Source organism: Kitasatospora sp. A2-31, assembly GCF_022288725.1.
Classification (GTDB): Bacteria; Actinomycetota; Actinomycetes; order Streptomycetales; family Streptomycetaceae; genus Kitasatospora.
In genome coordinates, this window is the sequence record NZ_JAKNTA010000011.1 from 171,693 (window position 1) to 198,018 (window position 26,326).

General features: G+C 75.1%; 23 protein-coding genes and 2 pseudogenes. 9 read left to right on the plus strand and 16 right to left on the minus strand.

The genetic code is table 11. The features are described 5' to 3' along the window. Positions 1–60: 60 nt before the first annotated feature. Positions 61–930 carry a DMT family transporter gene (locus MCM47_RS28035; RefSeq protein ID WP_238864492.1) on the minus strand — a complete coding sequence of 290 codons (870 nt, stop codon included), beginning with the start codon at positions 928–930 and terminating at the stop codon, positions 61–63. Between the two features lie 275 nt (positions 931–1,205). On the opposite strand from MCM47_RS28035, the gene MCM47_RS28040 reads away from it, so the two are divergent. Continuing rightward, positions 1,206–2,141 (plus strand): serine/threonine dehydratase, encoded by a 936-nt coding sequence (locus MCM47_RS28040; RefSeq protein WP_238864493.1) that lies wholly within the window; start codon positions 1,206–1,208, stop codon positions 2,139–2,141. Positions 2,142–2,144: 3 nt separating this feature from the next. Here MCM47_RS28040 and MCM47_RS28045 read toward each other — a convergent pair whose 3' ends face one another. Genes MCM47_RS28045 through MCM47_RS28075 form a run of 7 tightly spaced genes read right to left on the minus strand, consistent with a single transcriptional unit; the run spans position 2,145 to position 8,081 of the window. Next, the gene (locus MCM47_RS28045; protein WP_238864494.1) at positions 2,145–3,470 is read right to left on the minus strand and encodes a DUF2254 domain-containing protein; all 1,326 of its coding nucleotides are present in this window, start codon (positions 3,468–3,470) and stop codon (positions 2,145–2,147) included. A gap of 56 nt (positions 3,471–3,526) precedes the next feature. Beyond that, complete coding sequence (locus MCM47_RS28050; protein ID WP_238864495.1) at positions 3,527–4,255, minus strand: urease accessory protein UreD; 729 nt, start codon at positions 4,253–4,255, stop codon at positions 3,527–3,529. After that, positions 4,252–5,004, minus strand: a complete 753-nt coding sequence (gene ureG / locus MCM47_RS28055; protein ID WP_238864496.1) for an urease accessory protein UreG — start codon at positions 5,002–5,004, stop codon at positions 4,252–4,254. Before ureG ends, MCM47_RS28050 begins: the two co-directional genes overlap by 4 nt. Further along, positions 4,994–5,659, minus strand: a complete 666-nt coding sequence (locus MCM47_RS28060) for an urease accessory protein UreF (protein ID WP_238864497.1) — start codon at positions 5,657–5,659, stop codon at positions 4,994–4,996. Before MCM47_RS28060 ends, ureG begins: the two co-directional genes overlap by 11 nt. Positions 5,660–5,672: 13 nt before the next feature. Further along, on the minus strand, positions 5,673–7,460 hold the full coding sequence (locus tag MCM47_RS28065; protein WP_238864498.1) for an urease subunit alpha: 1,788 nt from the start codon (positions 7,458–7,460) through the stop codon (positions 5,673–5,675). After that, complete coding sequence (locus MCM47_RS28070) at positions 7,453–7,764, minus strand: urease subunit beta (RefSeq protein WP_238864499.1); 312 nt, start codon at positions 7,762–7,764, stop codon at positions 7,453–7,455. The genes MCM47_RS28065 and MCM47_RS28070 overlap by 8 nt, the downstream gene beginning before the upstream one ends. Positions 7,765–7,778: 14 nt before the next feature. Then, a complete protein-coding gene (locus MCM47_RS28075) occupies positions 7,779–8,081 on the minus strand; it encodes an urease subunit gamma (protein WP_238864500.1) in 303 nt (100 codons plus the stop codon). A 491-nt stretch (positions 8,082–8,572) separates the two neighbouring features. On the opposite strand from MCM47_RS28075, the pseudogene MCM47_RS28080 reads away from it, so the two are divergent. Next, a pseudogene (locus MCM47_RS28080) lies at positions 8,573–10,142 on the plus strand (APC family permease). Positions 10,143–10,248: 106 nt separating this feature from the next. Here the strand turns inward: MCM47_RS28080 and MCM47_RS28085 are convergent. Then, on the minus strand, positions 10,249–11,874 hold the full coding sequence (locus MCM47_RS28085; protein ID WP_238864501.1) for an FAD-dependent monooxygenase: 1,626 nt from the start codon (positions 11,872–11,874) through the stop codon (positions 10,249–10,251). A gap of 304 nt (positions 11,875–12,178) precedes the next feature. Here MCM47_RS28085 and MCM47_RS28090 point away from each other — a divergent pair, with 304 nt between their 5' ends. The 7 genes and pseudogenes from MCM47_RS28090 to MCM47_RS28120 all read left to right on the plus strand — a co-directional run bounded on the left by MCM47_RS28090 (position 12,179) and on the right by MCM47_RS28120 (position 17,408). Beyond that, a complete protein-coding gene (locus MCM47_RS28090) occupies positions 12,179–13,342 on the plus strand; it encodes a SchA/CurD-like domain-containing protein (RefSeq protein ID WP_238864502.1) in 1,164 nt (387 codons plus the stop codon). Positions 13,343–13,401: 59 nt separating this feature from the next. Beyond that, entirely contained in the window at positions 13,402–13,836 is a 435-nt protein-coding gene (locus tag MCM47_RS28095; RefSeq protein WP_238864503.1) for a cupin domain-containing protein, read from the plus strand. Then, positions 13,833–15,089, plus strand: coding sequence for a beta-ketoacyl synthase (locus MCM47_RS28100; RefSeq protein WP_238864504.1), 1,257 nt, complete (start codon positions 13,833–13,835; stop codon positions 15,087–15,089). Before MCM47_RS28095 ends, MCM47_RS28100 begins: the two co-directional genes overlap by 4 nt. 5 nt (positions 15,090–15,094) lie before the next feature. Beyond that, a pseudogene (locus MCM47_RS28105) lies at positions 15,095–16,279 on the plus strand (beta-ketoacyl synthase N-terminal-like domain-containing protein). A 70-nt stretch (positions 16,280–16,349) separates the two neighbouring features. Further along, positions 16,350–16,610, plus strand: coding sequence for an acyl carrier protein (locus MCM47_RS28110; protein WP_238864505.1), 261 nt, complete (start codon positions 16,350–16,352; stop codon positions 16,608–16,610). Between the two features lies 1 nt (position 16,611). After that, entirely contained in the window at positions 16,612–17,067 is a 456-nt protein-coding gene (locus MCM47_RS28115; RefSeq protein WP_238864506.1) for an SRPBCC family protein, read from the plus strand. A 5-nt stretch (positions 17,068–17,072) separates the two neighbouring features. Then, a complete protein-coding gene (locus MCM47_RS28120) occupies positions 17,073–17,408 on the plus strand; it encodes a TcmI family type II polyketide cyclase (RefSeq protein WP_238864507.1) in 336 nt (111 codons plus the stop codon). On the opposite strand, the gene MCM47_RS28125 is transcribed toward MCM47_RS28120, so the two are convergent. The 7 genes from MCM47_RS28125 to MCM47_RS28160 form a co-directional block, all read right to left on the minus strand. Then, positions 17,401–19,278 (minus strand): condensation domain-containing protein, encoded by a 1,878-nt coding sequence (locus MCM47_RS28125; RefSeq protein ID WP_238864508.1) that lies wholly within the window; start codon positions 19,276–19,278, stop codon positions 17,401–17,403. The genes MCM47_RS28120 and MCM47_RS28125 overlap by 8 nt on opposite strands. Further along, positions 19,275–21,230: a non-ribosomal peptide synthetase gene (locus MCM47_RS28130; protein WP_238864509.1), complete on the minus strand. Its 1,956-nt coding sequence runs from the start codon at positions 21,228–21,230 to the stop codon at positions 19,275–19,277. The genes MCM47_RS28125 and MCM47_RS28130 overlap by 4 nt, the downstream gene beginning before the upstream one ends. Positions 21,231–21,320: 90 nt before the next feature. Further along, a complete protein-coding gene (locus MCM47_RS28135; RefSeq protein WP_238864510.1) occupies positions 21,321–23,189 on the minus strand; it encodes a non-ribosomal peptide synthetase in 1,869 nt (622 codons plus the stop codon). A gap of 48 nt (positions 23,190–23,237) precedes the next feature. Continuing rightward, positions 23,238–24,314 (minus strand): acyl-CoA dehydrogenase family protein, encoded by a 1,077-nt coding sequence (locus MCM47_RS28140; RefSeq protein WP_238864511.1) that lies wholly within the window; start codon positions 24,312–24,314, stop codon positions 23,238–23,240. Positions 24,315–24,425: 111 nt separating this feature from the next. Further along, positions 24,426–25,250 carry a non-ribosomal peptide synthetase gene (locus tag MCM47_RS43440; protein WP_308222492.1) on the minus strand — a complete coding sequence of 275 codons (825 nt, stop codon included), beginning with the start codon at positions 25,248–25,250 and terminating at the stop codon, positions 24,426–24,428. Continuing rightward, positions 25,157–25,543: a condensation domain-containing protein gene (locus MCM47_RS41940; protein WP_308222493.1), complete on the minus strand. Its 387-nt coding sequence runs from the start codon at positions 25,541–25,543 to the stop codon at positions 25,157–25,159. The genes MCM47_RS43440 and MCM47_RS41940 overlap by 94 nt, the downstream gene beginning before the upstream one ends. After that, positions 25,426–26,232: a condensation domain-containing protein gene (locus tag MCM47_RS28160; RefSeq protein ID WP_255752897.1), complete on the minus strand. Its 807-nt coding sequence runs from the start codon at positions 26,230–26,232 to the stop codon at positions 25,426–25,428. Before MCM47_RS28160 ends, MCM47_RS41940 begins: the two co-directional genes overlap by 118 nt. Positions 26,233–26,326: the final 94 nt, after the last annotated feature.

The window sequence follows — 26,326 nt, forward strand, 5'->3', positions numbered from 1 at the left end:
GCCGGCCGGCGCCCTGGTGGGCGGCGGCGGGCGCCGGCGCGGCAGGCCGCGCCGGGGGCGTCAGGCCGATGCGCGGGTCAGTGCCGCGATCGCGGCCAGCAGCAGCGCCGAGCCCAGCAGCAGGCCCGGCGTGAGCGGCTCGCCGAGCAGCACCGTGGCGATCAGCGCCGCGGCCGCCGGCTCCAGCAGCACCAGGACGGAGGCGGTGGCACCCGGTACCGCCGCGAGGCCGGCGAAGTACCAGCGGTACGCCAGCAGGGTCGGCACCGTCCCGAGGAACAGCAGCGCGACGACCGTCGGTACCGGGGCGCCCGCCGTGGGCAGGACACCGCCGGCCGCCGCGAGCGGCAGGAGACAGAGCAACCCGACGGTGAACGCGCCGGCCGTGGCCCGCGCCGCTCCACCGCCGCGCGCCCACAGGGTGAGCCCGCTCTGCCCGGCTCCGGCCGACACCGCCAGCGCGACGCCGAGCACCGGGCGCGGACCGGCCGCCGGGGCGGCCACCAGCAGCGCCAGCCCGCCCAGCGCCAGCCCGATCGCGCAGAGCGCCCGCCGGGTGAGCCGCTCGCCGAGCAGGAAGCGGGCACCCAGGCTGGTCAGGACGGGCCCGGCACCGATGGTGATCAGCGTGCCCAGGCCGAGGCCCGCGTAGCGGACCGAGCCGAAGTACGCGCACTGGCTGACCGCCAGCCCGATCCCGGTGAGGACGGCCGCACCGAGCGGGCCGGAGGCCCCGCGGCGCCGTCCGGTCGGCAGCAGGGCCAGGCAGCCCGCGGCTACGGCGAACCGCCAGAAGCAGACGGCCACCGGGCCGAGGCCGCTGGTCCGCATCAGGACGGCGGCCACCGCCCCGCCGACGCCCCAGGCGACGGCGGCGGCGGAAATGCACATCAGGCCGCGCCGGAACGGCACGGCGGCGTGAGTGGTCATGCGAGGTCTCTCCACGATGGGGTGCCGGATGAGGTCCGCGGTGAGCGCGGGCGGCAGCCATCGGCCCGGTGGCGGCGAGACCGCCGGGCTGGAATCCGTGGAGCAGGCCGCCCGCTAGCGGACGGGCGGCGGCAGGATCACGAGACGCATGCCGGCACCCTAACGCGGGTGCCCTGCCCGGACGACCGTGATCTTCACGCCGCCGGCCGCACCGCATAGGGTCGGCGGCGGTGGCATGCCGACCGAACCGGACCGATCGACGGAGGGCAGGCAGGATGGACCAGCTGACGTACGACGAGGTCAGAGCGGCCGGGCGACGGATCGCCGGCCGGGTGCGGCCGGTCGCGGTGGCGCCGGGGGACGCCGCCGGGCGGGTCTGGCTGGCGCTGGAGTACCTGCAGCACACCGGGAGCTTCAAAGCGCGCGGCGCGCAGAACTTCCTGCTCGCGCACGCCGAGGCCGGCGGCCTGCCGACCGCCGGCGTCACCATCGCCTCCGGTGGCAATGCAGGCCTGGCCTGCGCCTGGGCGGCGGCCGAACTCGGCGTCCGGGCCACGGTGTTCGTCCCCGAGACGGCACCCGCCGTCAAGGTGGACCGGCTGCGCTCGTACGGCGCCGAGGTGCGGCTTGTCGGCCGCGAGTACGCCGAGGCGCTGGCCGCCTGCGAGGAGTTCGCGGCGTCCGCCGGGGCCCTGGCCGCGCACGCCTACGACCACCCGCTGATCGCGGCCGGGGCGGGGACGGTCCTGGACGAGATCCGCGCTCAACTCCCCTCCCTGGAGACGGTTGTGGTGTCGGTCGGCGGCGGCGGGCTGTTCGCCGGGGTGGCCGCGGCGGCGCGCGAGCACGGCGTCCGCGTGGTGGCGGTGGAGCCGGAGCACAGCCGGGCGCTGAACGCCGCACTGGCGGCGGGCGCTCCGGTGGACGTACCGGTGGCATCGGTGGCGGCCGACGCGCTGGGAGCCCGCCGGGCCACCGCGCTCGCCGTGGACGCCGCCCGGCACCACGGCGTGCGCTCGGTGCTGGTGCCCGACGAGGCCATCGTCCGGGCCCGGCAGGCACTCTGGGACGGGCACCGGATCGCCGTCGAACACGCCGCCGCCACCGCACACGCCGCGCTGGACCTGCTGGACGAGGCGGACGGCGGGCGGATCGCCGTCCTGCTCTGCGGCGCCAACACCGACCCGTCCGACCTGGTCGCCGGACCCTAGGGATCAGCCGATCCCCTGCCGGTCGGGCTTCAGCGCGAAGGCGCGGACGTCCGGGTCGGCCAGGTTCTCGGCCACGGCACGGTCCAACAGCTCTCGCTGCACCAGGAGTTCGCGGCGCCGCGGCTCGGGGGCGATCCGCAGCAGGTCGTCCAGGGCCGCGGCCAGCCGGCGGGTCACCTGGGGGTGGCCGGCGCCGCAGAGGCGGATCTCGGTGAACGCGAGGTCGACGACGCAGCCCCAGTCCGGCACCGGTTCGACCAGCCGGACGATGCCGGCCCGGTCGCGGTAGCAGAGGTCGCCGACGCTCTCCTGCACCACCATCCCGAGCAGTTGGTGGATCCGGTCGACGGCCTGGACGGCGGTGGTCGGGTCGTTGACGGCCGGCGAGAGCGCGCGGATCGCGATGTCCACCAGCTGCCGGAAGCCGAAGCCGAGGTCCTGGTGCATCGTCCGTTCGACGCCCACGTTGAACGCCTGGGCGATCCGGCGCGGGCGCGGCGGGCGATCGGCGGCCCCGGCGACCCGGACGATCGGGGTGCCGGGCGTGACGAAGTCGCCGATCCGGGGCACGAGGTGGAGCACCACGTCGTGCTTGCGGGCGATCCGCACCAGCCGGGCGATGTCGATGTCGCGCAGAACCCCGGAGCGGCCCTCGTGCAGCAGGGTGGGGGTCCCCTCCGGGACGACCGGGGGCCGTGCCTCGGGCGGCATCAGCCGGTACTGGTGGACGACGGCCACCGACTCGTCGGCGATCCGGTCGATGACGTGCGGCACGCGCAGCAGCCGCATGGTCGCCTGCACGTAGAGCACGAACAGCCCGAGGCTGAGCAGCACCAGCAGCACCGCGGTCAGGCCGGAGAACAGCGGCACCGCGGTGACCTCGGCCGGGTCGGTGGAGTCGTCGTAGCTGAGCTGGACCAGCAGCGAGAACAGGAAGGTGGCCAGGCAGACCGAGAAGGTGGCCTTGGTCAGCCGGCTGCGCACGTAGAGCCTGAGCACGCGCGGCGAGAACTGGCTGGCGGCCATCTGGAGGGCGACCAGGGAGATCGAGAACACCACGGCGATGAACGTGAGCATCGCCGAACTCACGCTGGAGACCACGCTCCTGGCCGCGCCGTTGAACCGCATCAGCTCGTCGGCCGAGCCGGTCTGGGCGACGGTGGCGGAGACCGCCTGCTCGTCCAGCCAGGCCGTGGCGGAGGCGAGCAGGACGGCGCCGAGGCAGGCCAGCAGCGGGGCGAACCAGAACGAGTCCCGCAGGTGCTCGCGCAGCGGCGAGAGCGGGTGGTACCGGACCGGTCGCGGCGGACCGGGCGTGCGATCGGTCATCGCTCCAGGCTAGGTGCGGGACGGGCCTCGGCTCCGGCGCGCCACGCCCCGATCCCCTACCCCAGCAGCCTCCGCAGGGCGAGGGCGTCGGGAGCGGCGGCGGTGAGCAGGGTGGCGTCCGCGCCGGCCAGGGTGAGCAGGGCGGCGTCGCCCGGGCCGGGGGACGGGGGCGGCGGGTGGCCGACGGTGAGCAGCTGGCCGGTGGCGTGGTGGCCGCCGAGGACGGCGGGGCCGTCCCAACCGGGTGCGCCGGCTCCGAGGTCGGTCTGCTGGTCGAGCAGCAGCCGACCGGCCCGGCGGACGGTGAGCCGGGAGGTGATCCGGCCGGGGGCGGCGCCGCGGGTCCAGTCGTGGTGGCGGCCGAGGACCTGCTCCTCGCGGTAGCGCAGCCGGGCCCCGGCGGCGAGGGTGATCCGGGTGTGCAGGACGAGGTGGCTGCCGCTCGCGGCGACGACCGGTTCGGGCCGCCAGTCCAGCCGGGCGTCCGCACCGACGGTGAGCTCGACGGTGTAGTGCGCGGGCCCGGGGCCGGGCAGGCTGATGGTGGCGGCGGCGCTGGTCACGGTGAGCGCGGCGCCGTCGGCGACCTCGGCGGTGAGGGCGAGCCGGTCGCCGCCGAGCGGGGCGGCCATCGAGCCGACGACCACGACGTGGGCCGCGCCCTCGGTGCCCCGGGTGCGGCGGGGCGCGAGCGGGCCGCCGCCGGACAGGACGGGCAGGGCGGTGCCGCCCCGCCCGTCCGGTGCTGCGACGATCCGGGCCTGCGCGGTGAGTGCGGCCGTCACCGGCCGGCGGGTCGATCGGTGCGCGGCCCCGCCGGTGCCTGCGCCTGCCAGTCGGCGAGCCGCTCACGGACCCAGGCGGCGACCGGGGCGACGCCCTCGGCCGAGGTGAGCGAGCAGAACACGGTGGGCAGCGCGCCGCGCTGGGCGGCGGCGTCCCGGGCCATCACGTCGAGGTCGGCGCCGACCAGCGGAGCCAGGTCGGTCTTGTTGACGACGAGCAGGTCGGAGGTGGAGATGCCGGGCCCGCCCTTGCGGGGGATCTTGTCGCCGCCGGAGACGTCGATGACGAAGACCTGGTGGTCGACCAGGCCCCGGCTGAAGGTGGCGGTCAGGTTGTCGCCGCCGGACTCGACCAGGACGAGGTCGAGCGGACCGACCGCGGCCTCCAGTTCCTCGACGGCCTCCAGGTTGGCGGAGATGTCGTCGCGGATGGCGGTGTGCGGGCAGCACCCGGTCTCGACAGCGGTGATCCGCTCGGGCGGCAGGACGGCGTTGCGGAGCAGGAACTCGGCGTCCTCCGTGGTGTAGATGTCGTTGGTGACGACGGCCAGCGACAGCTCCTCGCGCAGCCGGCGGCAGAGGGCGGCGACGGTGGCGGTCTTGCCGGAACCGACCGGCCCGCCGAGGCCGATCCGCAGCGCCCGGCGGCGGCCGTCGGCGGTGCGGGGGCGCTCGGCGGTGCGGGGGCCGCCGAGGGTGTGGGTGTGGCGGACGGGGGCGTCGACGGGGTCGGCGTGGTCACGATGCAAAGAGGCGGACCTTCCAGGAGGTGTGCTGCTCGGCGTAGACGTCGAGCAGCGGGGCGGAGGCGGCGGGCAGCGCGTCCGGGTCGCCGTGGGCGGCGGCCTCGGCGGCCGCGCCGGCGACGGCGTCGAGCTGCGGGGCGAGGCGGGCGAGCGCGGCGGTGACCTCGTAGGGGTCGAGGCCCAGCAGCCGCACGCACGCGGTGGCCGGCCCGTTGACGCTCTCGTACGCAGCGGCGGACGCGGCCTGGGCGGGGGTGAGTCCGGCGGCGAGCGCGGTGGCGCCGAACGCGACGGGTTGGTGGGCACCGCCCGGGAGTTCGGTGGCCAGCCGGTCGAGGCCGGGGTGCGGCCAGGCGGTGCGGGCGGCGCGCAGCAGTTGGCGGCCGAGCCGCCGGCTGGTGGCGCGCAGCGCGGCGGACGGGGTGCGGGCGTCGGCGGCCCGGTCGAGCAGGACGGCGTCCTGCCCGGCGGCGGCCGCGGCGGCCAGGGCCGCGGCCACCAGTCCGGTGGTGTGCAGCCGGCCGGTGAGGAAGGCCGCCATGCTCGCGGTGTCGTGCACCCGGCCGGCCCTGACGGCGGCCTCGGCACCGCCGGAGTGGGCGTGGCCGCCGGCGGGGAACCGCCCGTCGGCGAGCAGCAGCAGTGCGGCGACGGTCATCACTGCGTACCGCTCAGAAGAGGAAGTACCGCTGGGCGAGCGGCAGTTCGGCGGCCGGCGCGGGGGTGACCAGCTCGCCGTCGACGGTGACGGTGAACGTGTCGGGGTCGACCCGCACGTGCGGCCGGGCGCTGTTGTTGACCATGTGCTCCTTGGTGACACCGCGGGTGTTCCGGATCGCGGTGAACTGCTTGGCCACGCCCAGCTGTTCGGCGAGCCGCTCGGGCAGCCCGTGCTCGATCGCCACCGGTGCGGTGAAGTTGAGCGAGTTGGCTGCCGCGGAGCGCCCGGTGGCACCGAACATCGGCCGGGGGAGGACGGGTTGGGGGGTGGGGATGGAGGCGTTGGCGTCGCCCATCTGCGCCCAGGCGATCTGGCCGCCCTTGAGCACGAGGTCGGGCTTGGCGCCGAAGAAGGCCGGCGTCCAGAGCACCAGGTCGGCGAGTTTGCCGGGCTCGACCGAGCCGATCTCGCCGTCCAGGCCCTGGGCGACCGCGGGGTTGATGGTGTACTTGGCGACGTAGCGCCGGGCCCGGTGGTTGTCGGCGCGACCGTCGCCGGGCAGCGTGCCGCGGCGGGCCTTCATCACGTGGGCGGTCTGCCAGGTCCGCAGCACGACCTCGCCGATCCGGCCCATGGCCTGGGAGTCGGAGCTGATGATGGAGATGGCGCCGAGGTCGTGCAGGACGTCCTCGGCGGCGATGGTCGCGGGCCTGATCCGGGACTCCGCGAACGCGAGGTCCTCGGGGACGTGAGGGCTGAGGTGGTGACAGACCATCAGCATGTCGAGGTGCTCGTCGGCGGTGTTGACGGTGTGCGGCCTGGTCGGATTGGTGGAGCTGGGCAGCACGTTGAGCTCGCCGACCACGGTGATGATGTCGGGGGCGTGACCGCCGCCGGCACCCTCGGTGTGGTAGGCGTGGACGCCGCGGCCGGCGATCGCGGCGAGGGTGTCGCCGACGAATCCGGCCTCGTTCAAGGTGTCCGTGTGAAGCGCGAGTTGGGCACCGGTCCGGTCGCAGACCCGCAGGCAGGCGTCGATCGCCGCGGGGGTGGCTCCCCAGTCTTCGTGGATCTTGAAACCGAGCGCGCCGGCCCGCAGCTGGTCGTGCATCGCCGCCTCGTTGACGGTGTTGCCCTTGCCGAGCAGGCCGAGGTTGACCGGCAGGCCGTCCATCGCGGCGAACATCCGGCCGAGGTGCCAGGCGCCCGGGGTGATCGTGGTGGCCTTGCTGCCCTCGGCGGGGCCGGTCCCGCCGCCGACCAGGGTGGTCACGCCGGAGGCCAGTGCCTCGTCGGCCAGTTGCGGGCAGATGAAGTGGACGTGCGCGTCGATCGCCCCGGCGGTGACGATCCGCCCGTTGCCGGAGATCACCTCGGTCTCGGGGCCGATGACCAGGTCCGGGTGGACGCCGTCCATGGTCTCCGGGTTGCCGGCCTTGCCGAGGGCGGTGATCCGGCCGTCCCGGATGCCGATGTCGGCCTTCACGACGCCCCAGTGGTCGAGCACCACGGCGCCGGTGACGACGGTGTCGGGGGCGCCCTCGGCCCGGCCCGCGCGGGCCTGGCCCATCGACTCGCGGATCACCTTGCCGCCGCCGAAGACGGCCTCGTCGCCGCCGCGGCTGCGGTCCTCCTCGATCTCGATGAGCAGGTTGGTGTCGCCGAGCCGGATCCGGTCGCCGGTCGTCGGACCGTAGAGGTCGGCGTAGCGCTCCCGGGTGAGGCGCAGGGCGGGGCGGCCGGCCGCAGCGCGGCCGGCGGCGTCGGCGGCGGGCCGCTCGACCGCGGGGTCAGCCATCGAGCGGGCCTCCCGTCTCGCCGCGCAGGCCCGCGATCTCGCGGCGGCCGGTGATCGGGACCAGCTCGACCTCCACCGGGATCCCCGGCTCGAAGCGGACGGCGGTGCCGGCGGGGACGTTCAGCCGGCGCCCGTGAGCGGCGCCCCGGTCGAAGTCGAGGCCGGGATTGGCCTCGGCGAAGTGGTAGTGCGAGCCGACCTGGACCGGCCGGTCGGCGCCGTTGCGAACGGTCAGCCGGGTCACCGGAAGGCCGAGGTTCAGCGCGATCTCGCCCTCGCCGTGGAGGATCTGACCAGGGATCACGCGTTCGACGGCGCTCACTGGATCGGCCCGTGGACGGTGACCAGCTTGGTGCCGTCCGGGAAGGTCGCCTCGACCTGGACGTCCGGGATCATCTCGGGGATCCCGTCCATCACGTCGTCCCGGGTGAGCACCTTGCGGCCGGAGTCCATCAGCTCGGCCACGGTCCGGCCGTCGCGGGCGCCCTCCAGGACGTGCGAGGTGATCAGGGCGACCGCCTCGGGGTGGTTGAGCCGCAGGCCGCGGGCCCGGCGGGAGCGGGCCACGTCGGCGGCCACGTGGACGAGCAGGCGCTCCTGCTCGTGAGGGGTGAGTTTCATCTGCGCGCACCTTCGAGGGGGGTAAGAGCGCGCGGACACGACACTGTGCCGCGGTGGTGGCGCATACCGTAGCGGACGAACGACCCCGGCGGCAGTGGCCCTCACCCGTCCGGGTTGGCATCACTATGCGGGGCCCGCCATTTCTATGACGCGACTCGCCGCCAAGGGTGCATGATCCCGGCGCGAACCTCAATTCGAGCTCAAGTACTGAACCTACTCATCAGTTACGTAACACATGTATGAACTGAATGCCCCCTACCTGCGGCGATGTAGGGGCGAAGTAGGTAAACATTCAGCAAAGGAATCTGTGCAGAGGCCTATGAATACGCCTACTGTGTGGCAACTCTCCGCGCTCCGATGGCCGGGGCCCCCACACCACAGAGAGATTTCGCATGGCATCCCTCAACCAGCTCTCCCCGCCGAGCACCGGTACCGACTCCGGTACCACCAACCACCGCTCGCTGCGCCGCGAGGTCGGACTGATCGGCCTCATGTGGGCCTCGGTCGGCTCGATCATCGGCTCCGGGTGGCTGTTCAGCGCCAAGAACGCCTCCATGGTCGCCGGCCCCGCCGCCCTCATCTCGTGGGGCATCGGCGCCGTCGCGATCGCACTGCTGGCGTTCGTCCATGCCGAGCTCGGCGGCCTCTTCCCCGTCGCGGGTGGCACCGCCCGCTACCCGCACTACGCCTTCGGCGGCCTGGCGGGGATGTCCTTCGGCTGGTTCTCCTGGCTTCAGGCGGCGACCGTGGCGCCGATCGAAGTCTTCGCCATGATCAACTACGCCACGCACTGGTCGTTCGCCGAGGGCCTGCAGCGGCCCGACGAGACGCTGACCACCAGCGGCCTGATAGTCGCCGTCTTCCTGATGGCCCTCTTCGTCGCGGTCAACTTCCTCGGCGTCAAGGTGCTCGCCCGCACCAACAGCATCACCACCTGGTTCAAGATCGCCGTCCCGCTGGCCACGATCTTCGTCCTGGCCATCACCAACTTCCACCCGGGCAACTTCACCGAGCACGGCTTCGCGCCGTTCGGCATCAAGGGTGTCCTCACCGCGATCAGCACCAGCGGCATCATCTTCGCCCTGCTCGGCTTCGAGCAGGCCCTGCAGATCTCCGGTGAGAGCCGCAACCCCAAGCGCGACATCCCGCGCGCCGTCATCGGCTCCGTCAGCATCGGCACCCTGATCTACGTCCTGCTCCAGGTCGTCTTCATCGCCGCGATTCATCGCCGCGATCCCCGCCGCGAGCCTCGCCGGCGGCTGGGCCGGACTGGACTTCGAGGGCATCAGCCGCCCCTTCGCCGGCCTCGCGATGACCGTCGGCCTCGGCTGGCTGGCCTACGTCCTCTACGTGGACGCCATCGTCTCCCCCGGCGGCGCCGGCCTGATCTACACCACCTCCACCTCGCGCATCTCCTACGGCCTCAGCAAGAACGGCTACGCGCCGCAGGCCTTCGAGAAGGTCGACAAGAACGGCGTGCCGTACTTCGGCCTGATCATGTCCTTCGTGACCGGCGTGATCTGCTTCCTGCCGTTCCCGAGCTGGCACGAGCTGGTGGGCTTCATCACCTCCGCGAGCGTGCTGATGTACGCCGGCGCCCCGCTCGCCTTCGGCGCGCTGCGCCGCCGCCTGCCCGACCGCGAGCGCTCCTACCGCCTGCCCGGTGGCGCCTTCATCTCGCCGGTGTCCTTCGTGGTCGCCAGCCTGATCATCTACTGGTCCGGCTGGGACACCCTGTACCGCCTGGGCTTCGCCATCCTGATCGGCTACCTGCTGCTCGGCGGCTACGCCCTCTACGCGATCCGCAAGGGCCTGCCGAACGCCCCGCGCCTGGACTGGCGGGCCGCCCAGTGGCTGCCGGCCTTCCTGCTGGGCCTCGGCGTGATCTCCTGGCAGGGCACCTTCGGCGGCCAGGGCAACATCCCGATGTGGTGGGACATGCTCGTGGTCGCGGTCTTCGCCCTCGGCATCTACTTCTGGGCCATCCGGGTCGCGCTGCCGGCCGACGTGATCGAGCAGAACATCGAAGACGTGGAGGTCGTCGACGCGGGCGGTCACTGACGCACCCCACCACCCCTCGACGATCGCCCACCCGACGCACGGGCCCGCCGGTTCTCCGGCGGGCCCGTGCGCTGTGCCGTCGCCCGCTCGGTGCGGGCGGGCAGGGCTAGATCTTCAGCACCGCGCGCAGGGCCGCCCCCACCGCCGCCTCCGGGTCCGCGGCCGCGCCCTCGGAGCGCCAGGCGACGAAGCCGTCGGGGCGGACGAGCACCGCGCCGTCCGGGCGCACGCCGTGCAGCTCGGCGAAGTCCGTCCCGGGCTCGGGCGCCAGGTCGTCGTCCGCGCCGGTGCCGATCCGGTAGGCGTCCAGCGGGACGGCCAGCCGGTCCGCGGCCCGCCGGGCGCCGTCCAGCCAGGCCGCCCCCTCCGGGCCGGTGAGCAGCACCATCGCCTGCTCGTAGAGGTCGAGCGTGGAGAGCTTCACCCCGGCCCGCAGCAGCCACTGGTGCGGTGCCCGGCTGCCGGGCTCGCCGTTGGCCCCGAACTGCTCCGGCACCACAGGGCCGGCCGGGTCCGTACCGACCACGGCGCCCGCGGGGTAGCGGTAGCCGAGCGCCACCGCCAGCACCCCGGCCTGCCGTCCGACACCCGGCACCACCGCGTACCCGGGGTGGCTGTGCTCGGCCGACCGGGCCGAGGCGCGCTCGCTGGTGACCCGCGCCACCGGCTGCCGCTCCCGCCCGTACGACTCCAGCAGCTCCGGCCCGGCCCAGCCGCAGAGCACCGCCGCCAGCTTCCAGGCCAGGTTGTGCGCGTCCTGGATGCCGGTGTTGGAGCCGAACGCGCCGGTCGGCGACATCTCGTGCGCGGAGTCCCCGGCCAGGAAGACCCGGCCGCTGGAGTAGCGCTCGGCCACCCGCTCGGCGGCGTGCCAGGGCGCCTTCCCCGTGACCTCGACCTCCAGGTCGGGGATGCCGACCGCGGCCCGGATGTGCCGGACGCAGCGCTCGTCGGTGAACGCCTCCAGCGGCTCGCCGTGCTCCGGGTGCCAGGGCGCGTGGAAGACCCACTCCTCGTGGTTGTCCACCGGCAGCAGCGCGCCGTCCGCCTCCGGGTTGGTCAGGTAGCAGGCGATGAAGTGCCGGTCACCCACCGCCTCGGCCAGCCGCTTGGCCCGGAAGGTGATGCTGACGTTGTGGAAAAGCTCGCCCTTCCCGGACTGGCCGATGCCCAGCCGCTCCCGGGCCGGGCTGCGCGGACCGTCCGCGGCGACCAGGTACTGCGCCCTGACCGTCCGCTCCTCACCGGTCTCCCGGCTGCGCAGCAGCGCCGTGACGCCCTCGGCGTCCTGCTCGAAGGAGACCAGCTCGGTGCTGAACCGCACGTCTCCGCCCAGCTCGCGGGCGGACCGCAGCAGCACCGGCTCCAGGTCGTTCTGGCTGCACAGGCACCACGAGCTCGGGCTGAACCGGGCCAGCCGGCCGCCCGGGTCGATCTCCCGGAACAGCCACTCCTGCTCGGCGCCGGTCAGCGAGGGGGCCTGGAGGATGCCGTGGTTCGCGGCGAGCACCGAGGCGGCCTCGCGGATCGCCGGCTCGATCCCGGCGACCCGGTAGAGCTCCATCGTACGGACGTTGTTGCCTCGGCCACGCGGGTGATGCGAGGTGTCGGAGTGCTTCTCGACCAGCAGGTGTCTGACACCCAGTCGGCCCAGGAAGAGCGAGGCGGACAGCCCGACCAGCGAGCCGCCGACGATCAGGACCGGCACCCGGTCGTCAACCTTCGGATTCATCAATTGCTCCAGCCTGTACGGGGGTTCGCGGCCCGGCTGCGGGGCACGGCGCCGCCCTCGGCGGGGCCGGACGGACAGCGGCCCCGTCCTTCCATCCCCCGCGCCGGGGGCGTTCTGCCGCCTCTTCGCTCGGATGGCCCGCATATCTCGCGCAACCCGTGGGGTCCGCGCACGATCGACCTCAGGCCTGGCGCCGAACGCCAGGGCCGACCGCCACCGCACCGCCCTCCTCCCGCCGGGCGCAGTCCACGGACCGCCGCCCGGCGCGACCCTTCGCGGGCGGCCCAGAAGCAGAAAGTGGATCATGACGACTCTGTCCGAACCGCAGGCGCAGCAGCACGCCGAGACCGACACCCGGCTCCGCGTGATGCTGATGCTCGAAATCAAGGACGGCGCCCAGCAGCGCTTCCTGGACGTCTACGAGAAGCTGCGCCACCAGGTGGCCTCGGTCCCCGGCCATGTGAGCGACCAGCTCTGCCAGTCGATCAACGACCCGCGGCAGTGGCTGATCACCAGCGAGTGGCGGGACCAGGAGACCTTCCTGGAGTGGGTGGACAGCCCCGCGCACCGGGAGATGGTCAAGCCGATGCACGGCTGCGTCAGCGACACCTTCCGCTCGCTGCGCTACTCCATCCTCCGCGAGACCTCCGCGGCCGGCGCCACCGGCACCCGCGCGCCGATGCCGGTCCCGCCCGGCCTGCCCCGCACCGAGACCCCGGGCCACGTCGGCCCGCCGCAGGCCGCCCCCGGCCCGGACGGCGTGGTCCGCCACGCGCTGACCTTCACCGTCAAGCCGGGCAGCGAGCACGAGGTGGCCAGGATCCTGTCCGGCTACGCCTCCCCCAAGGCCGAGGTCGACGAGAGCACCCGGCTGCGCCGCACCTCGCTGTTCATGCACGGCAACCGGGTCGTCCGGGCGGTCGAGGTGATCGGCAGCCTCGGCGACGCGCTGCGCCACGTCGCGATGCAGCCCGAGGTCCGGGCCGTCGAGGAGGCCATCAACCCGTACCTGGAGGAGGCCCGGCAGCTGGGCGACCCGCAGTCCGCGCGCGCCTTCTTCGCCAAGGCCGCGCTGCCCGCCGAGCACCAGGCGATCGCCGGCTCCCCCGCGTCCGGCCGGCTGCACCGGCACGCCGTGCTGTACCCGGTGAAGCCGGGCAACGCGCGGGCGGTGACCGAGCTGCTGGCCGAGTACGACAACCTCGCCACCGCCGACCCGACCGGCCCGGTCGCGGCGAGCACCGTCTTCCACCGCGACGACATCGTGGTCCGCCTGGTGGACCTGCGGGTTCCCGCCGAGGCCGACCCGGCCGCCGCGATCGGCGTGGCGGGCGAGCGGGAGGCCACCGTCCTCGGCCGGCTGCTCGAGCTCGGTGCGGAGGGCGACCTGCGGACCGTCGCCGGCCTGAGCGCGTTCCTCGCCGCCCGCTCGATGAGCCCGGTCACCGACCGCAGCTCGGAGAACTGACGGCCCGTCAGCCACGTCGCAGGACCGGAAGACCAGACCCCACACTCGGAGGAACAACCATGACCACGCAGTACCCACGGATCGTGCACGTCGACGAGGCCCCGGAGAACCGGCGGCGCGGCGGCGACCTGCGCGCCATGCTCACCCCCACCACCTGCGGCGCGACCAGCGGGTTCATGGGTCTGGCCATCGTGCAGCCCGGCGAGCGGATCGGCGAGCACTACCACCCGTACTCCGAGGAGTTCGTGTTCGTGGTGTGCGGCGACCTGGAGGTGGACCTGGACGGCGAGACCCGTCCGATCAGGCCCAACCAGGGCCTGATGATCCCGGTCAACATGCGCCACCGCTTCCGCAACGTCGGCGACACCGAGGCCCGGATGGTCTTCCACCTCGGCCCGCTGGCGCCGCGGCCGGAGCTCGGCCACGTCGACACCGAGGAGACCGAACCGGCCGTCGCCTCCGGCCCGCCGGAACACGCCAAGGTCGCTTCGTGACACGGCGTGTCGCCGTCACCGGGATCGGTGTGGTGGCGCCCGGCGGTGTGGGCGTGCCGGCCTTCTGGCGGCTGCTCACCTCCGGGCGCACCGCCACCCGGGGCATCACGCTCTTCGACCCCACCGGGTTCCGCTCCCGGATCGCCGCCGAGTGCGACTTCGACCCGGCGGCGCACGGGCTGGGCCCCGAGGAGGTCCGACGAGCGGACCGCTACGTGCAGTTCGCCATGGTGGCGGCGGACGAGGCGATCGCCGACGCCGGGCTCGACCTGGCCGCGGAGGACCCGTGGCGGATCGCCGTCTCCCTCGGGACGGCGGTCGGCGGCACCACCCGGCTGGAGCACGACTACGCCCTGGTGAGCGCCGGCGGCGACCGCTGGGACGTCGACCACCGGCAGGCCGAGCCCCAGCTGCACCGGGCGTTCGCGCCCAGCACGCTGGCCTCCGCGGTCGCCGAGCGCACCGGCGCGCACGGCCCGGTGCAGACCGTCTCCACGGGCTGCACCTCCGGACTGGACGCGATCGGCTACGCCTTCCAGGCGGTCGAGGAGGGGCGCGCCGACATCTGCATCGCCGGCGCCTCCGACTCCCCGATCTCACCGATCACCGTCGCCTGTTTCGACGCCATCAAGGCCACCAGCGAGCGCAACGACGATCCGGAGCACGCCTCCCGCCCGTTCGACGCCCACCGGGACGGCTTCGTGCTCGGCGAGGGCGGCGCCGTCCTGGTGCTGGAGGAGCTGGAGCACGCCCGGCGGCGCGGCGCCCGGATCTACGGCGAGATCGGCGGGTTCGCCACCTTCGGCAACGCCTACCACATGACCGGCCTCACCCAGGAGGGCCTGGAGATGTCCCGGGCGATCGACGAGGCGCTCGCCCACGCCCGGGTGAACCGGACCGAGGTCGACTACGTCAACGCGCACGGCTCGGGCACCAAGCAGAACGACCGGCACGAGACGGCGGCCGTGAAGCGCTCGCTCGGCGGGCACGCCTACGAGACGCCGATGAGCTCGATCAAGTCGATGGTCGGGCACTCGCTCGGCGCGATCGGCGCGATCGAGGTGGTCGCGTGCACCCTCGCCCTCGCCCACGGCGTGGTGCCGCCGACCGCCAACTACGAGACTCCGGACCCGGAGTGCGACCTCGACTACGTGCCGCGCACCGCGCGCGAGCTGCCGCTCCGTCACATCCTGTCGGTCGGAAGCGGATTCGGCGGATTCCAGTCCGCCGTCGTGCTGAACAGAACGGGGTGATTCCCATGACGTCACGTCAACAGGGCCGCCGGGCGGTGGTCACCGGCCTCGGCGTGGTCGCGCCGAACGGCGTCGGAGCCGACGCCTTCTGGAAGGCCACCACGCAGGGCGTGAGCGTCCTCGACCGGATATCCCGGGAGGGCTGCGCGCACCTCCCGCTGCGTATCGCCGGCCAGGTACGGGACTTCGACCCGGCGTCGGTGATCGACAGCCGTTTCCTGGTACAGACCGACCGCTTCACCCACTACGCGATGGCCGCCGCCGACCTGGCGGTGGCGGACGCCGGGTTCACCCCCGACCCCGAGCAGCCCTTCGGCGTCGGCGTGGCGTCGGCGTGGTGACCGCGGCCGGCTCCGGCGGCGGGGAGTTCGGCCAGCGCGAGCTCCAGCAACTCTGGGGGAACGGACCGCAGTTCGTCGGCCCGTACCAGTCCATCGCCTGGTTCTACGCGGCCAGCACCGGCCAGGTCTCGATCCGCGGCGGCTACAAGGGCCCGTGCGGGGTGGTGGCCAGCGACGAGGCGGGCGGCCTGGACGCACTCGCCCACGCCGCCCGTGGTCTGCCAGCTCGGCTACCCCGAGCTGAGCCTCGCCGAGCAGGCCGACCGGGCCTACCTGCCGTTCTCCTCCGCGGCGGTCGGCTTCTCCCCCGCCGAGGGAGGCGCGATGCTGCTGCTGGAGGACGAGGAGTCGGCCCGCCGCCGGGGCGCCGCCGTCCGGGCCCACCTGGCCGGGCACGGCGCGACCTTCACCGGTGCCTCCCGCTGGGAGGAGTCCCGGGAGGGGCTGGCCGCGGCGATCCGGATCGCGCTCGACCAGGCCCGGATCGCCGCGGAGGACGTCGACGTGGTCTTCGCCGACGCCCTCGGCGTCCCGGCCGCCGACCGCGCCGAGGCACTCGCACTGGCCGACGCCCTCGGCCCGTACGCCGAACGCGTGCCGGTCACCGCGCCCAAGGCCGGCACCGGGCGGGCCTACTGCGGCGCGCCGCTGCTGGACACGGCCGCCGCCGTCCTGGCCATGGAGGACGGCGTGGTGCCGCCGACCCCCAACGTCACCGAGGTCTGCCACGACCTCGCCCTGGTGACCGGCCGCGCCCGCCCGGCCGAGCTGCGCACCGCCCTGGTGCTCAGCCGCGGGCTGATGGGCTCCAACTCCGCGCTGGTGCTCCGGCGCGGCGAGCAGGCCTGACCGCACCCCGTCTGGCCCACCCGGCTCATCCGGCGGACCCGGTGAGCCCACCTACGGAAGGGAACATCCCGTGAGCAACACCCTCACCCATCCCGAACTCGCCAAGCTGATCCAGGCCCGGGCCGGCGTCGTGATCGACCCGGTGGACCTGGAGCGCCCGGGCGCCAGCTTCGACGAGTTCGGCGTGGACTCCCTCGGTCTGCTCGGCGTGGTCGGTGAACTGGAGAACCGGCACGGCGTGAAGGTCACCAACGGCGCCGAGTCGGCCAAGACCCCGGCCGAGTTCCTGGAGCTGGTCAACTCCGCCTTCTCCGCGAAGGCCGGTGCCTGAGATGCCCGGACACACCGACAACGAGATCGTCATCGCCGCGCCGCTCGACCTGGTCTGGGAGATCACCAACGACCTGGAGAACTGGCCGCAGCTGTTCAGCGAGTACGCCTCCGTGGAGGTGCTGGAGCGCGACGGCGACCGCGTGCGCTTCCGGCTCACCATGCACCCCGACGAGAACGGGCAGGTGTGGAGCTGGGTCTCCGAGCGCACCACCGACCGCTCCTCGCTCGCGGTGAACGCGCGCCGGGTCGAGCCCGGTCCGTTCGAGTTCATGGACATCCGCTGGGAGTACGCGGAGGTCCCGGCCGGCACCCGGATGCGCTGGGTGCAGGACTTCGCGATGAAGCCGACGGCGCCGGTGGACGACGACGGCATGGTCAACCACATCAACCGCAACTCGCGCATCCAGATGCAGCTGATCCGCGAGAAGGTCGAGAAGAAGGCCGCGGAGGTGTGAGCGCGATGACCCACCGCGCACTGATCGTCGCCCGGATGAAGCCCGGGGCGGCCGACGGCATCGCCGAGGTGTTCGCCGAGTCCGACCGCGGCGAGCTGCCGCAGCTGATCGGCGTCACCGGGCGGAGCCTGTTCCAGTTCGGCGACGTCTACCTGCACCTGATCGAGGCCGACCGCCCGCCGGGCCCGGCCGTCGCCAAGGTGATCGGCCACCCGGAGTTCCGGGCGGTCAGCGACGCCCTCACCGCCTACGTCCAGGCGTACGACCCGGCGACCTGGCGGAAGCCCGAGGACGCCATGGCGCGCGAGTTCTACCGCTGGGAGCGTCCCGGCCTCAACTGACCGGGGCGGACACCGGGGCTCGGCCGGGCGGCTCCGGTCCGGGCGGCCGGCCGGACCGCGCCCGCACACGCCGGTGCCCCGCAGGATCGCCTGCGGGGCACCGGCGTGCCGGCGTCGGGCCCGGCGGGTGCGGGCCGGCCGGCCGCGCGGGCCGTCCCCGCCGCGCCGTCCGCACAGCCCGCGACCGCCCGGGCGAGGGCCGCCGCGTGCACCCAGCAGGCTGGGGGCCGGCGTAGGCGACGGCCGGGCCGGCCGCGGGATCCACGACGGCGGCGTCGGCGACCCGGGGGTCGGCCAGCAGCGCGGCGACGGCGGGGTGGGGCGGCTGCGGCCCGGTGCCGGCGGCGCCGGCGGCGGGCTCTGCGGCGGCGGGCTCGGCTGCGGAGTGCGGGGCCGCGGAGTGCGGGGCCGCGGAGTGCGGGGCCGCGGAGTGCGGGGCCGCGGGTGCCGGCGGGGCGAGCCGGGTGCCCGGCAGCGCCGAGAGGCGGCGGTCCGGGTCGGCCGCGACGGCGGCGAGCAGCTCGGCGAAACCGGCGAGCAGTCGACCGGCCGGCTCGGCGTCGAGGGCCGCGGGGTCGTGCTGGAGCAGGCAGCGCGGCCGGGGGCCTTCCTCGACCAGCAGGGTGAGGCCGAACTTGGCCAGTCCGAGGTCGATCTCGACCGGCTCCGCCGTCAGGCCGGGCAGCGCCAGGGGCTCGGCCGGGCGGACGAGGTCACAGCTCACCGCGAGCGGCGGGGTGCCGTCCGCACCCCGGGCGGCGGCGTCGAGCCGGGCGACGACCAGGTCGAACGGGACGTGCTGGTGCTGCTGCGCGTCCAGCTGGGCCGCCCGGACACCCGCCAGGACCTCGGTGAACCGCGGGTCGCCGGAAAGGTCGGCGCGGACCGGCAGGGTGTTGACCTGGAGGCCCACCAGGCGGCGCAGTTCGGGCCTGGCGCGGTGGCCGCCGGCGCAGCCGACGGTGAGGTCGGGCTCGCCGGTGGCGATCCGCAGGGCGGCGAAGGCCGCCGCGAGGACGACGGTGAAGAGGGTGGCGCCGTGGCGTGCGCCGAGCTGCCGCAGGCCGTCCAGGGTGGCGGCCGGGAGCGGGGCGGTGTGCAGGGCGGCCCGCCGCTCGGGGGTGCCGGGCGGTACCGGGCGCAGCAGCGGGAGCGGCCGGGTGCCGGCCAGCCGGGCGGCCCGCTCGTCGGCGGCGGCCGCCAGCTCGGCGTCCCGCTCGCGCTCCCAACGGGCGTAGTCGGCGTACTGCGGCCCGGGGTCGGGCAGGTCCGCCGGCCGGCCCTCGACCGCCGCCGCGTACAGGGCCTGCAGGTCGGCGGTGAGGACGGGCAGGGAGCCGCCGTCGACGGCGATGTGATGGAGGGTCAGCAGCAGGGTGTGGTCCTCCGGGGCGTGCCGGAGGGCGAGCGCGCGCAGGACCGGGCCGGTGGCGAGGTCGAACGGGTGCGCCGCCTCCTCGTGCAGCAGCGCCGGGGCGTCCTGCTCGGCGGCGGGGACCACGGCGACCGGCACCCGGACGACCGGGCCGACCTCCTGGCAGGGCCGGCCGTCCCGCTGCCCGTACCGCGTGCGGAGCACGGCGTGGCGGGCGGTGAGCGCGGTCAGTGCGGTGGCGAGGGCCTCGGGGTCGAACGGACCGCGCAGCCGGGTGGCGAGCGGGACGTGGTACCGGGCGCCGCCCTGGCCGAGGCTGTCCATCAGCCACATCCGCTGCTGGGCGTGGGAGAGCGGGGCGGGTTCGGCGCCGGCCGCGCGGGCGAGCGGCCGCGCGGTACGGGCGCGCTCGGCGCCGGAGCGGCGGCGGGCGCGGGCCAGCAGGTCGGCCTGGCGGGCGGCGCGGTCGCCGGGGTGGCCGGTGGCGGAGGTCATCGGGTCGGCTCCAGGAGGTGCGCGGCGGGCGCGGGCGCGCCCGCCCCGGTGTCGTCGGGCGCTGCGTCGTCGGGCGCTGCGTCGTCGGCCGCTGCGTCGTCGGCCGCGAGCAGGGCACGTTCGATCAGGGCGGCCTGGCCGGCCACCGTGGGGTGGTCGAGGAAGTCTCCGAGCGGGAGCTCGACGCCGAGGTCCTCGCGCAGGTCGTCGACCACCCACATGGCCAGCAGCGAGTGGCCGCCCTCGGCGAAGAAGTCCGCGTCGGGCGCGGTGACCGGACGCTCCAGGGCCCGCGACCACGCCTCGGCGACGACCTGCTGGATCGGCGTCAGGGGCGTGGCCGCCGTGGCCGGCTCGGCCTCTCGGACCGGGGCCGGTGCGGTGTCGTCCTCGGCGAGCGCCCGGCGGTCGACCTTGCCGGTCCCGGTGAGCGGCAGCGCGTCCAGGACGGTCCAGGCGGTCGGCACCAGGTGGGCCGGCAGGCGCTCGGCCAGCCGGCGGCGGAGCGCCTCGGGCGCCGGCCGGGTGCCCTCGGCCGGCACCAGGCAGGCGGTCAGCGCCGCGTCCTCCCGGCCGGCCCGGCGGACCACCACGGCGGCCTCGGCCACCTCGGGGAAGGCCCGCAGCGCGTGCTCGATCTCACCGGGCTCGATCCGGAAGCCGCGGACCTTCACCTGGTCGTCGAGGCGCCCGTGGAACTCCAGGGTGCCGTCCGGCCGCCGGACGGCGAGGTCGCCGGTGCGGTAGGCGCGGCCGATGCCGGGCAGGTCCCGGAACCGCTCGTCCGTCAGCTCCGGCCGGCCTAGATAGCCGACGGCCAGCCGGGTGCCGGCGATCCAGAGCTCGCCGCGGGTGCCGTCCGGCACCGGCGCCTGGCCGTCGTCCAGGACGTAGGTGCGAGCGCCGCCGAACGGGCGGCCGATCGGCACCGGGCCCGTGCAGTCGGCCGGCTCCACCCGGTGCAGGGTGGCGAAGGTGGTGGCCTCGGTGGGGCCGTAGCCGTTGACCAGGGTCAGCCAGGGGAACGCCCGGAGCACCGCGCCGGCGTGCTCGGCGGCCAGCGCCTCACCGCCCGCCACGACGGTGCGGAGCACGCCGAAGATCCGGGACCGGCGGGCGGCCAGCTGGTGGAAGAGCGCCGTGGTGAGGAACGCCGTGGTGACGCCGAACCGCTCGACGTCCCGGGCGAGTTCCTCGGCGGTGGGCCGCTCGGCGGGCGAGACCGCGACGGCCGCGCCGCGGGCCAGCGGCGCCCAGAGCTCGAAGGTGGCGGCGTCGAAGGTGGCGGGCGAGTGGAAGAGCATGCGGTCGCCGGGGCCGAGCATCACCGAGTCGGGTGCGGTGGCCAGATCGGCGACGGCGGCGTGCGGCACTTGGACGCCCTTCGGGCGGCCGGTGGAGCCGGAGGTGTAGTGCACCAGGGCGACCGCCTCCGGGGTGGCCGCGGGACGGTCCGCGGGGCCGGCGGCGGGCGACCCGGCGGCCGGGCCGGTCTCGGACGGGCCGGTCTCGGTCAGGACGAGGACCCGGTCGTCGGCCAGTCCGGCGTCCGCGAGCAGCGCCTTGTCGCCCAGGGTGAGCCGGACGCCGGCGTCCCCGGTCATCTCGGCGATGCGCGGGCGGGGGTAGGCGGGGTCGAGCGGGACCACCTGGCCGCCCGCCCACCAGACGGCGAGTTCGGCGACGACCAGCCGGGTCGAGCGGGCGCAGAGCAGCCCGACGGCGCTGCCCGGGCGGACGCCGCGGTGGGCCAGCTCGGCGGCCAAGCGGCTTGCCGCGTCGACGAGTTCGCGGTAGGTCAGGCTGGTGGAGCCGTCGGTCACGGCCAGCGCGTGCGGGTGCTCCTCAGCGTTCCGGGCGATCAGCTCGGGGACGGTGGCGGTGGGCGAGGCGGCGGTGGACGCGGCCGGGCGCTCCGGCGCGGAGCCGCCCAGGGGGGTGGCAGCAGTCATGGGTGTCTTCCCTTCCGGGCGCCCCCGGTCGCTGCCGGGGGCGCCCTGCTACGGGGTACGGACGGGGCCTACGGGAGGGCAGCCGGGCCGTCAGCCGACGGCGCTGGGCAACCGCTCCTCGACCAGCCGCCCGACGGCGCGCAGGTCGGGCTGGCGCAGCAGCTGCGGGGCGCGCAGCCGGACGCCGCACTCCTCCTCCAGAGCGGCCAGCAGGCGCGCGGCGACGATCGAAGTGCCGCCCGCGTCGAGGAAGTTGTCGGCGAGTGCGAGGTCGGGCCGGCCGAGCAGCTCACGGCAGAGCCGAAGGACGGTGTGCTCGACGGGGCTCGCGTCCTCCTCCGGGGCCGCCGGGTGCGCCGGCTCCGCGGCGGCGAGCAGGGCCGCCCGGTCGACCTTGCCGTTGGCGTCCAGCGGGAAGGCCTCGACCAGCCGGACCGCCGTGGGCACGGCCTGCTCCGGCAGCCAGGGCCGGACGGCGTCCAGCAGCTCGGCGGCCGCGGGAACCTCGCCGGCCGGCGCCTCCCCGCTCGGCGCGGGCTGGACGAAGGCGACCAGCTGAACGCCTCCCGCCGGTCCGGGCCGGGCCGCCACCACGGCGCGCCGCACCCACGGGTCGCGCTCGAACGCGGCCTCGACCTCGGCGGGTTCGATCCGCACGCCGCTGACCTTGACCTGGTCGTCCAGCCGCCCCAGGAACTCCAGCACGCCGTCCTGGCGCATCAGCACCCGGTCGCCGGTGCGGTAGACCCGGTCGGCCCCCTCGATCCCGGCCGGCGCCTCGACGAAGCGCCGGGCGGTGAGCTCCGCGTCCAGGTAACCGATGGCCAAGCCCCGTCCGCCGACCAGCAGTTCGCCGGCCTGCCCGCGCGGCACCGGTCGGCCCTCCGGGTCGGCCACCAGCACCACGGCGCCGGGGATCGGCAGGCCGATCGGCGGGGCGTCGGCGCCGTGGCCGCCGCCCGGGGGCATGGTGTGGACGCTGGTGACGACGGTGGCCTCGGCCGGGCCGTACGCGTTGTGGACGGTGGCGGCGACGTCCGGCCCGGGGGTGCGGCGCAGCCGGTCGCCGCCGATGCAGAGGTGGCGCAGGGCCAGCCCCGCCGGCCACGGGCGGTCCAGCACGGGCTCGGCGAGCGGGGTCGGCAGGACGGCGACGGTGATGCCGGCCTCGCGCCACCAGTCGGTGAGCGCGGACCGGTCCCACCGGACGGCGTCGGGGGCGACGCAGAGGGCGGCGCCCGAGGTGAGGGCGGCCCAGAGCTCCATCAGGTGCGGGTCGAAGGCGACGCCGATCAGCAGGCTGTGCCGGTCGCCGGGGCCGAGGCCGGTCAGCTGCCGGTACCACTGCAGCAGCGCGCCGAGCGCGGACTCGCCGACGGCCACGGCCTTGGGGGTGCCGGTGGAGCCGGAGGTGAGGACGGCGTAGTGGGTACCGGCCGGGGCACGGACGGCGGCCTCACCGCCCCCGGCCTCGCCGCCCCCGGCCTCGGCGGCGAAGGCGGCGACCACGGTGGCGGCGGCGTTCGCCCCCTCCGCCGGGAGCGCCAGCGGCAGCTGCTCGCCGGCCCGGTGGGCGGGCGGCAGCAGCGCCGGATCGCCGATCAGGCAGGCCGGGCGGAGCTGTTCGGCGACGGCCTGAAGCCGCCGCTCGCCGGGGCGAGGACCGAGCGGCAGGTGGACGGCGCCGAGCCGGGCCACCGCCAGGGTGGCGGCGACCAGCGCGGCCGAGTGGTCCAGGCAGACGCCGACCAGGTCGCCGCGGCCCACCCGGTCCTTCAGGCGCTCGGCCGACTCCGTGGCGAGCCGGTCGAGTTCGGCGTAGGTCCAGCTGCGTGCGCCGTCGACCAGCGCGGGGGCGTCCGGGGTCTGGTGGACCCAGTGGGTGAAGAGGTCGAGCACCGCACCGTCCTGGTGCGGTCGGCCGTAGCCGATGCTGAGCTCGGACTGACGATCAGTCATGACGGTTTCTCCGAAGGTCGCGTGGCGGTTGTCGCAGGCGGTGGCGGCTCAGCCCAGGCCCATCGCCCGGGCGACGATCACCTTCTGGACCTCGGAGGTCCCCTCGATGATCGTCGTCATCCGGACGTAGCGGTACCGGAACTCCAGCGGGTGCCCGCGCACCCAGCCGGTGGCGCCGTGCACCTGGAGCGAGCGGTCCACCGCCCGGACGGCGGTCTCGGAGGCGGTCAGTTTGGCCAGCGCGGCGTTCTCGGGGGCCTCGGTGCCCTCGTCCACGAGCCGGGCGCAGGCCAGGGTGAGCAGCTTGGAGGCCTCCACCTCCGCCCGGGTGGCCACCAGGTGCTCCTGGACGTGCTGGTAGTTGCCGATCGGCTCGCCGAAGGCCTGCCGCTCCCGGGCGTACTCGACGCCCAGGCGGAGCGCGTACTCGGCGATGCCGTTGCACATCGCGGCGACCACCAGGCGGCCGCGCGAGAGGCTGTCCATGGCGAGCGCGGTGGCGGCGCCGACGCCCTCCTCACCGCCGATCACCGCGTCCATCGGCGCCCGCACCTGGTCCAGGGTGAGCTCGAACAGCGGCTCGCCGGACATGCCCTCGTAGCGCTGGCCGATCCGCAGGCCCGGGTGGTCCATCGGAAGGACGAAGGCGGTGGCGCCGCCGGTCGGGCCGGCACCCGTGCCGAGGTCGGTGGCGGTGACGACCAGCGCGATATCGGCCCGGTCGGCGTTGCTGACAAAGGTCTTGCGGCCGTTCAGCACCCAGCCGTCGCCGTCGCGGACGGCGGTGGTGGTGAGCCGGAACGCGTCGGAGCCGGCCTGCGGCTCGGTGAGCGCGAGGCAGCGCGCCTGCTCGCCCCGGACCAGCGGGACGAGGTGGCGTTCGATCTGCTCGGGGGTACCGTGCCGCAGCAGCGGACTGGGCCCGTCCGAACCGGCCAGCGCGTAGGGCGCCAGCGGGCAGCCGCTGCGCCCGGCGGCGTGGTGGAGCAGCACGACCGCGGTGAACGGCATGTCCGCGCCGCCGAGTTCCTCGGGGTAGTCGCCGGCGTAGAAGCCGAGGGCGGCGGAGCGCTTGCGGACGTAGGCCCGCAGGTCCGCCGGCGGCTGGTCGGCGGTCTCGGGCAACTCCGCGGCGAGCGGGACGAGTTCGCGGCGGACGAAGCTCTCGAAGGGCGTCGACGAGCTCGCGGTGACCGGCTTCGAGGACGCTGGAGGGGGTGGACAGCGCGGAGGTGCTCACTGGTTCGCTCCGGTCAGGGCGCGGGCCTGGTCGGCCAGGACGGGGTGCTGGAAGAGGGTGCGCAGCTGCGGGCGGCTGCCCAGGCGCGGCTCCAGCCAGGCCGCGAGCCGGGCGGCGAGCAGCGAGTGGCCGCCCACCTCGAAGAAGTGCGAGTCGGCGGTGAAGCGGTCGTGGCCCAGCACCTCCTGCCAGGCTTCGGCGATCAGGGCCTGTCCGGGGTCGGTGAAGGCCTGCGGCTGTGCCTGCGCCGGCTCGCCGACCGGCCCGGCCTCGGCGGCGAGCCGGGCCAGGGCCGCGCGGTCGGGCTTGCCTCCGGGCAGCAGCGGCATGGTGTCCAGCGCCGTCCAGGCGGCCGGGACCAGCCCGCCGGGCAGCCGGCGGCCGAGCGCCTGGTGCAGGGCGGCCTGGTCGGGCTGCTCGGAGCCCTCCAGGAACCCGACCAGGCGGGGGCCGGACGCCTCGTCGTGGTGGAGGACGACGGCGCAGGAGCGGCCGCCGAGCTCCGCGGAGGCGGCGGCCTCGATCTCCTCCAGCTCGATGCGGTAGCCGCGCAGCTTCACCTGGTTGTCCTGCCGGCCGAGGAACCAGAGCCGGCCCTTCAGGTCCCGGTAGCCGCGGTCGCCGGTGCGGTAGACCCGCTCGCCGCCGAGCGCGGGCACCGGCACGAAGCGGGCCCCGGTGACCTCGGGCAGGCCGAGGTAGCCCTCGGCGAGCAGTGCACCGCCGATCACCAGCTCGCCGACCGCGCCGGCCGGCAACGGGCGGAGGCCGTCGTCCAGGACGTGCACCCGCACGCCGGGCAGCTCGGTGCCGAGCGGGATCTCGGCGGCGTCCTCGGCGAGGTCGGCCTCGGTGACCTCGTGCACGGTGGAGGTGACCGTCGCCTGACGGGGACGTCCTGGTGGGGCAGCGCGCGGAAGAGGACGTCGGTCACCTCGTCGACCGCCTCGGTACCGGGCGCGGCCGGGTCCAGCCGCAGCCGCAGCGGCACCGTGTTCACGAACATGCCCACGGCGCTCTCGAAGCCCTGCGGCCGGTTGCCGACCGCGGTGCCGACCACCAGCTCCGGGTGCCCGCTGTGGCGGCGCAGCAGCTCGGCGAAGAGCGTGAGCAGGGTGGAGAACGGGGTGTGGCCGTCCTCCCGGCTTCCCGGTGGCGGCGCACGACGCCCGGACGGGCCAGCCCGGGCAGTGCGAGGTCGAGCGGGGCGTCCTGCAACTCTCGCTTCCAGAAGGCGAGTCCGCGCTCCCGGGTGTCCGCCGCGGCGGACTCGGCGGTGCGCACGTGCTCCTCGTACGAGCGGGCCGGGGGCAGCTCGGCGGGCTCGCCGAGGACGTGCCCGCGGTAGACCGTGAAGAGGTCGCGCAGCAGGATCGCGAAGGAGTGCCCGTCGTGGATCAGGTGGTGCTCGACGTGGACCAGCCGGTGGTGGTCCTCGGCGAGCCGCACGAGGTGCCAGCGGAGCAGCGGCGCCGCGGAAGTGTCCAGCGGCTCCTCGGCCTCGGCCCGGAGCAGGGCCTGGAAGGCGGCCTCGGGGTCGGCGTCTCCGGTCAGGTCGGTGGTGCGCAGCCGCGGCTCGGTCCGGCTGCCGACCCGCTGGGCGGGCAGCCCCTCCGGCCGGGCCACCAACTCCAGCCGCAGGCCGGGGTGGTGGGCGAGCACCGCAGCCATTCCGGCGCGCAGCGCGTCCGCGTCGAGCGGGCCCCAGAGATCGAGGGCGGCGGTGAAGTTGTAGGCGCGACTGCCGGGCAGCATCTGCTCGTGCAGCCAGACGATCTCCTGCGAGGAGGAGAGGGCGAACATGACGAACTCCCTTTTGATGGTGGGTGGTTGTTCGGTTGTGCAGCCGAACGGCGGTGGCCGTCCGGCTCGGGTCATGGCCGGCGCCGGGGTGGGG

What these genes read in the sequence shown, in the direction of transcription:
- MCM47_RS28035 (WP_238864492.1), bottom strand. Translation starts at nt 930, where the DNA reads ATGACCACTCACGCCGCCGTGCCGTTCCGGCGCGGCCTGATGTGCATT.
- MCM47_RS28040 (WP_238864493.1), top strand. Translation starts at nt 1,206, where the DNA reads ATGGACCAGCTGACGTACGACGAGGTCAGAGCGGCCGGGCGACGGATC.
- MCM47_RS28045 (WP_238864494.1), bottom strand. Translation starts at nt 3,470, where the DNA reads ATGACCGATCGCACGCCCGGTCCGCCGCGACCGGTCCGGTACCACCCG.
- MCM47_RS28060 (WP_238864497.1), bottom strand. Translation starts at nt 5,659, where the DNA reads ATGACCGTCGCCGCACTGCTGCTGCTCGCCGACGGGCGGTTCCCCGCC.
- MCM47_RS28065 (WP_238864498.1), bottom strand. Translation starts at nt 7,460, where the DNA reads ATGGCTGACCCCGCGGTCGAGCGGCCCGCCGCCGACGCCGCCGGCCGC.
- MCM47_RS28075 (WP_238864500.1), bottom strand. Translation starts at nt 8,081, where the DNA reads ATGAAACTCACCCCTCACGAGCAGGAGCGCCTGCTCGTCCACGTGGCC.
- MCM47_RS28085 (WP_238864501.1), bottom strand. Translation starts at nt 11,874, where the DNA reads ATGAATCCGAAGGTTGACGACCGGGTGCCGGTCCTGATCGTCGGCGGC.
- MCM47_RS28090 (WP_238864502.1), top strand. Translation starts at nt 12,179, where the DNA reads ATGACGACTCTGTCCGAACCGCAGGCGCAGCAGCACGCCGAGACCGAC.
- MCM47_RS28095 (WP_238864503.1), top strand. Translation starts at nt 13,402, where the DNA reads ATGACCACGCAGTACCCACGGATCGTGCACGTCGACGAGGCCCCGGAG.
- MCM47_RS28115 (WP_238864506.1), top strand. Translation starts at nt 16,612, where the DNA reads ATGCCCGGACACACCGACAACGAGATCGTCATCGCCGCGCCGCTCGAC.
- MCM47_RS28120 (WP_238864507.1), top strand. Translation starts at nt 17,073, where the DNA reads ATGACCCACCGCGCACTGATCGTCGCCCGGATGAAGCCCGGGGCGGCC.
- MCM47_RS28125 (WP_238864508.1), bottom strand. Translation starts at nt 19,278, where the DNA reads ATGACCTCCGCCACCGGCCACCCCGGCGACCGCGCCGCCCGCCAGGCC.
- MCM47_RS28130 (WP_238864509.1), bottom strand. Translation starts at nt 21,230, where the DNA reads ATGACTGCTGCCACCCCCCTGGGCGGCTCCGCGCCGGAGCGCCCGGCC.
- MCM47_RS28135 (WP_238864510.1), bottom strand. Translation starts at nt 23,189, where the DNA reads ATGACTGATCGTCAGTCCGAGCTCAGCATCGGCTACGGCCGACCGCAC.
- MCM47_RS28160 (WP_255752897.1), bottom strand. Translation starts at nt 26,232, where the DNA reads ATGTTCGCCCTCTCCTCCTCGCAGGAGATCGTCTGGCTGCACGAGCAG.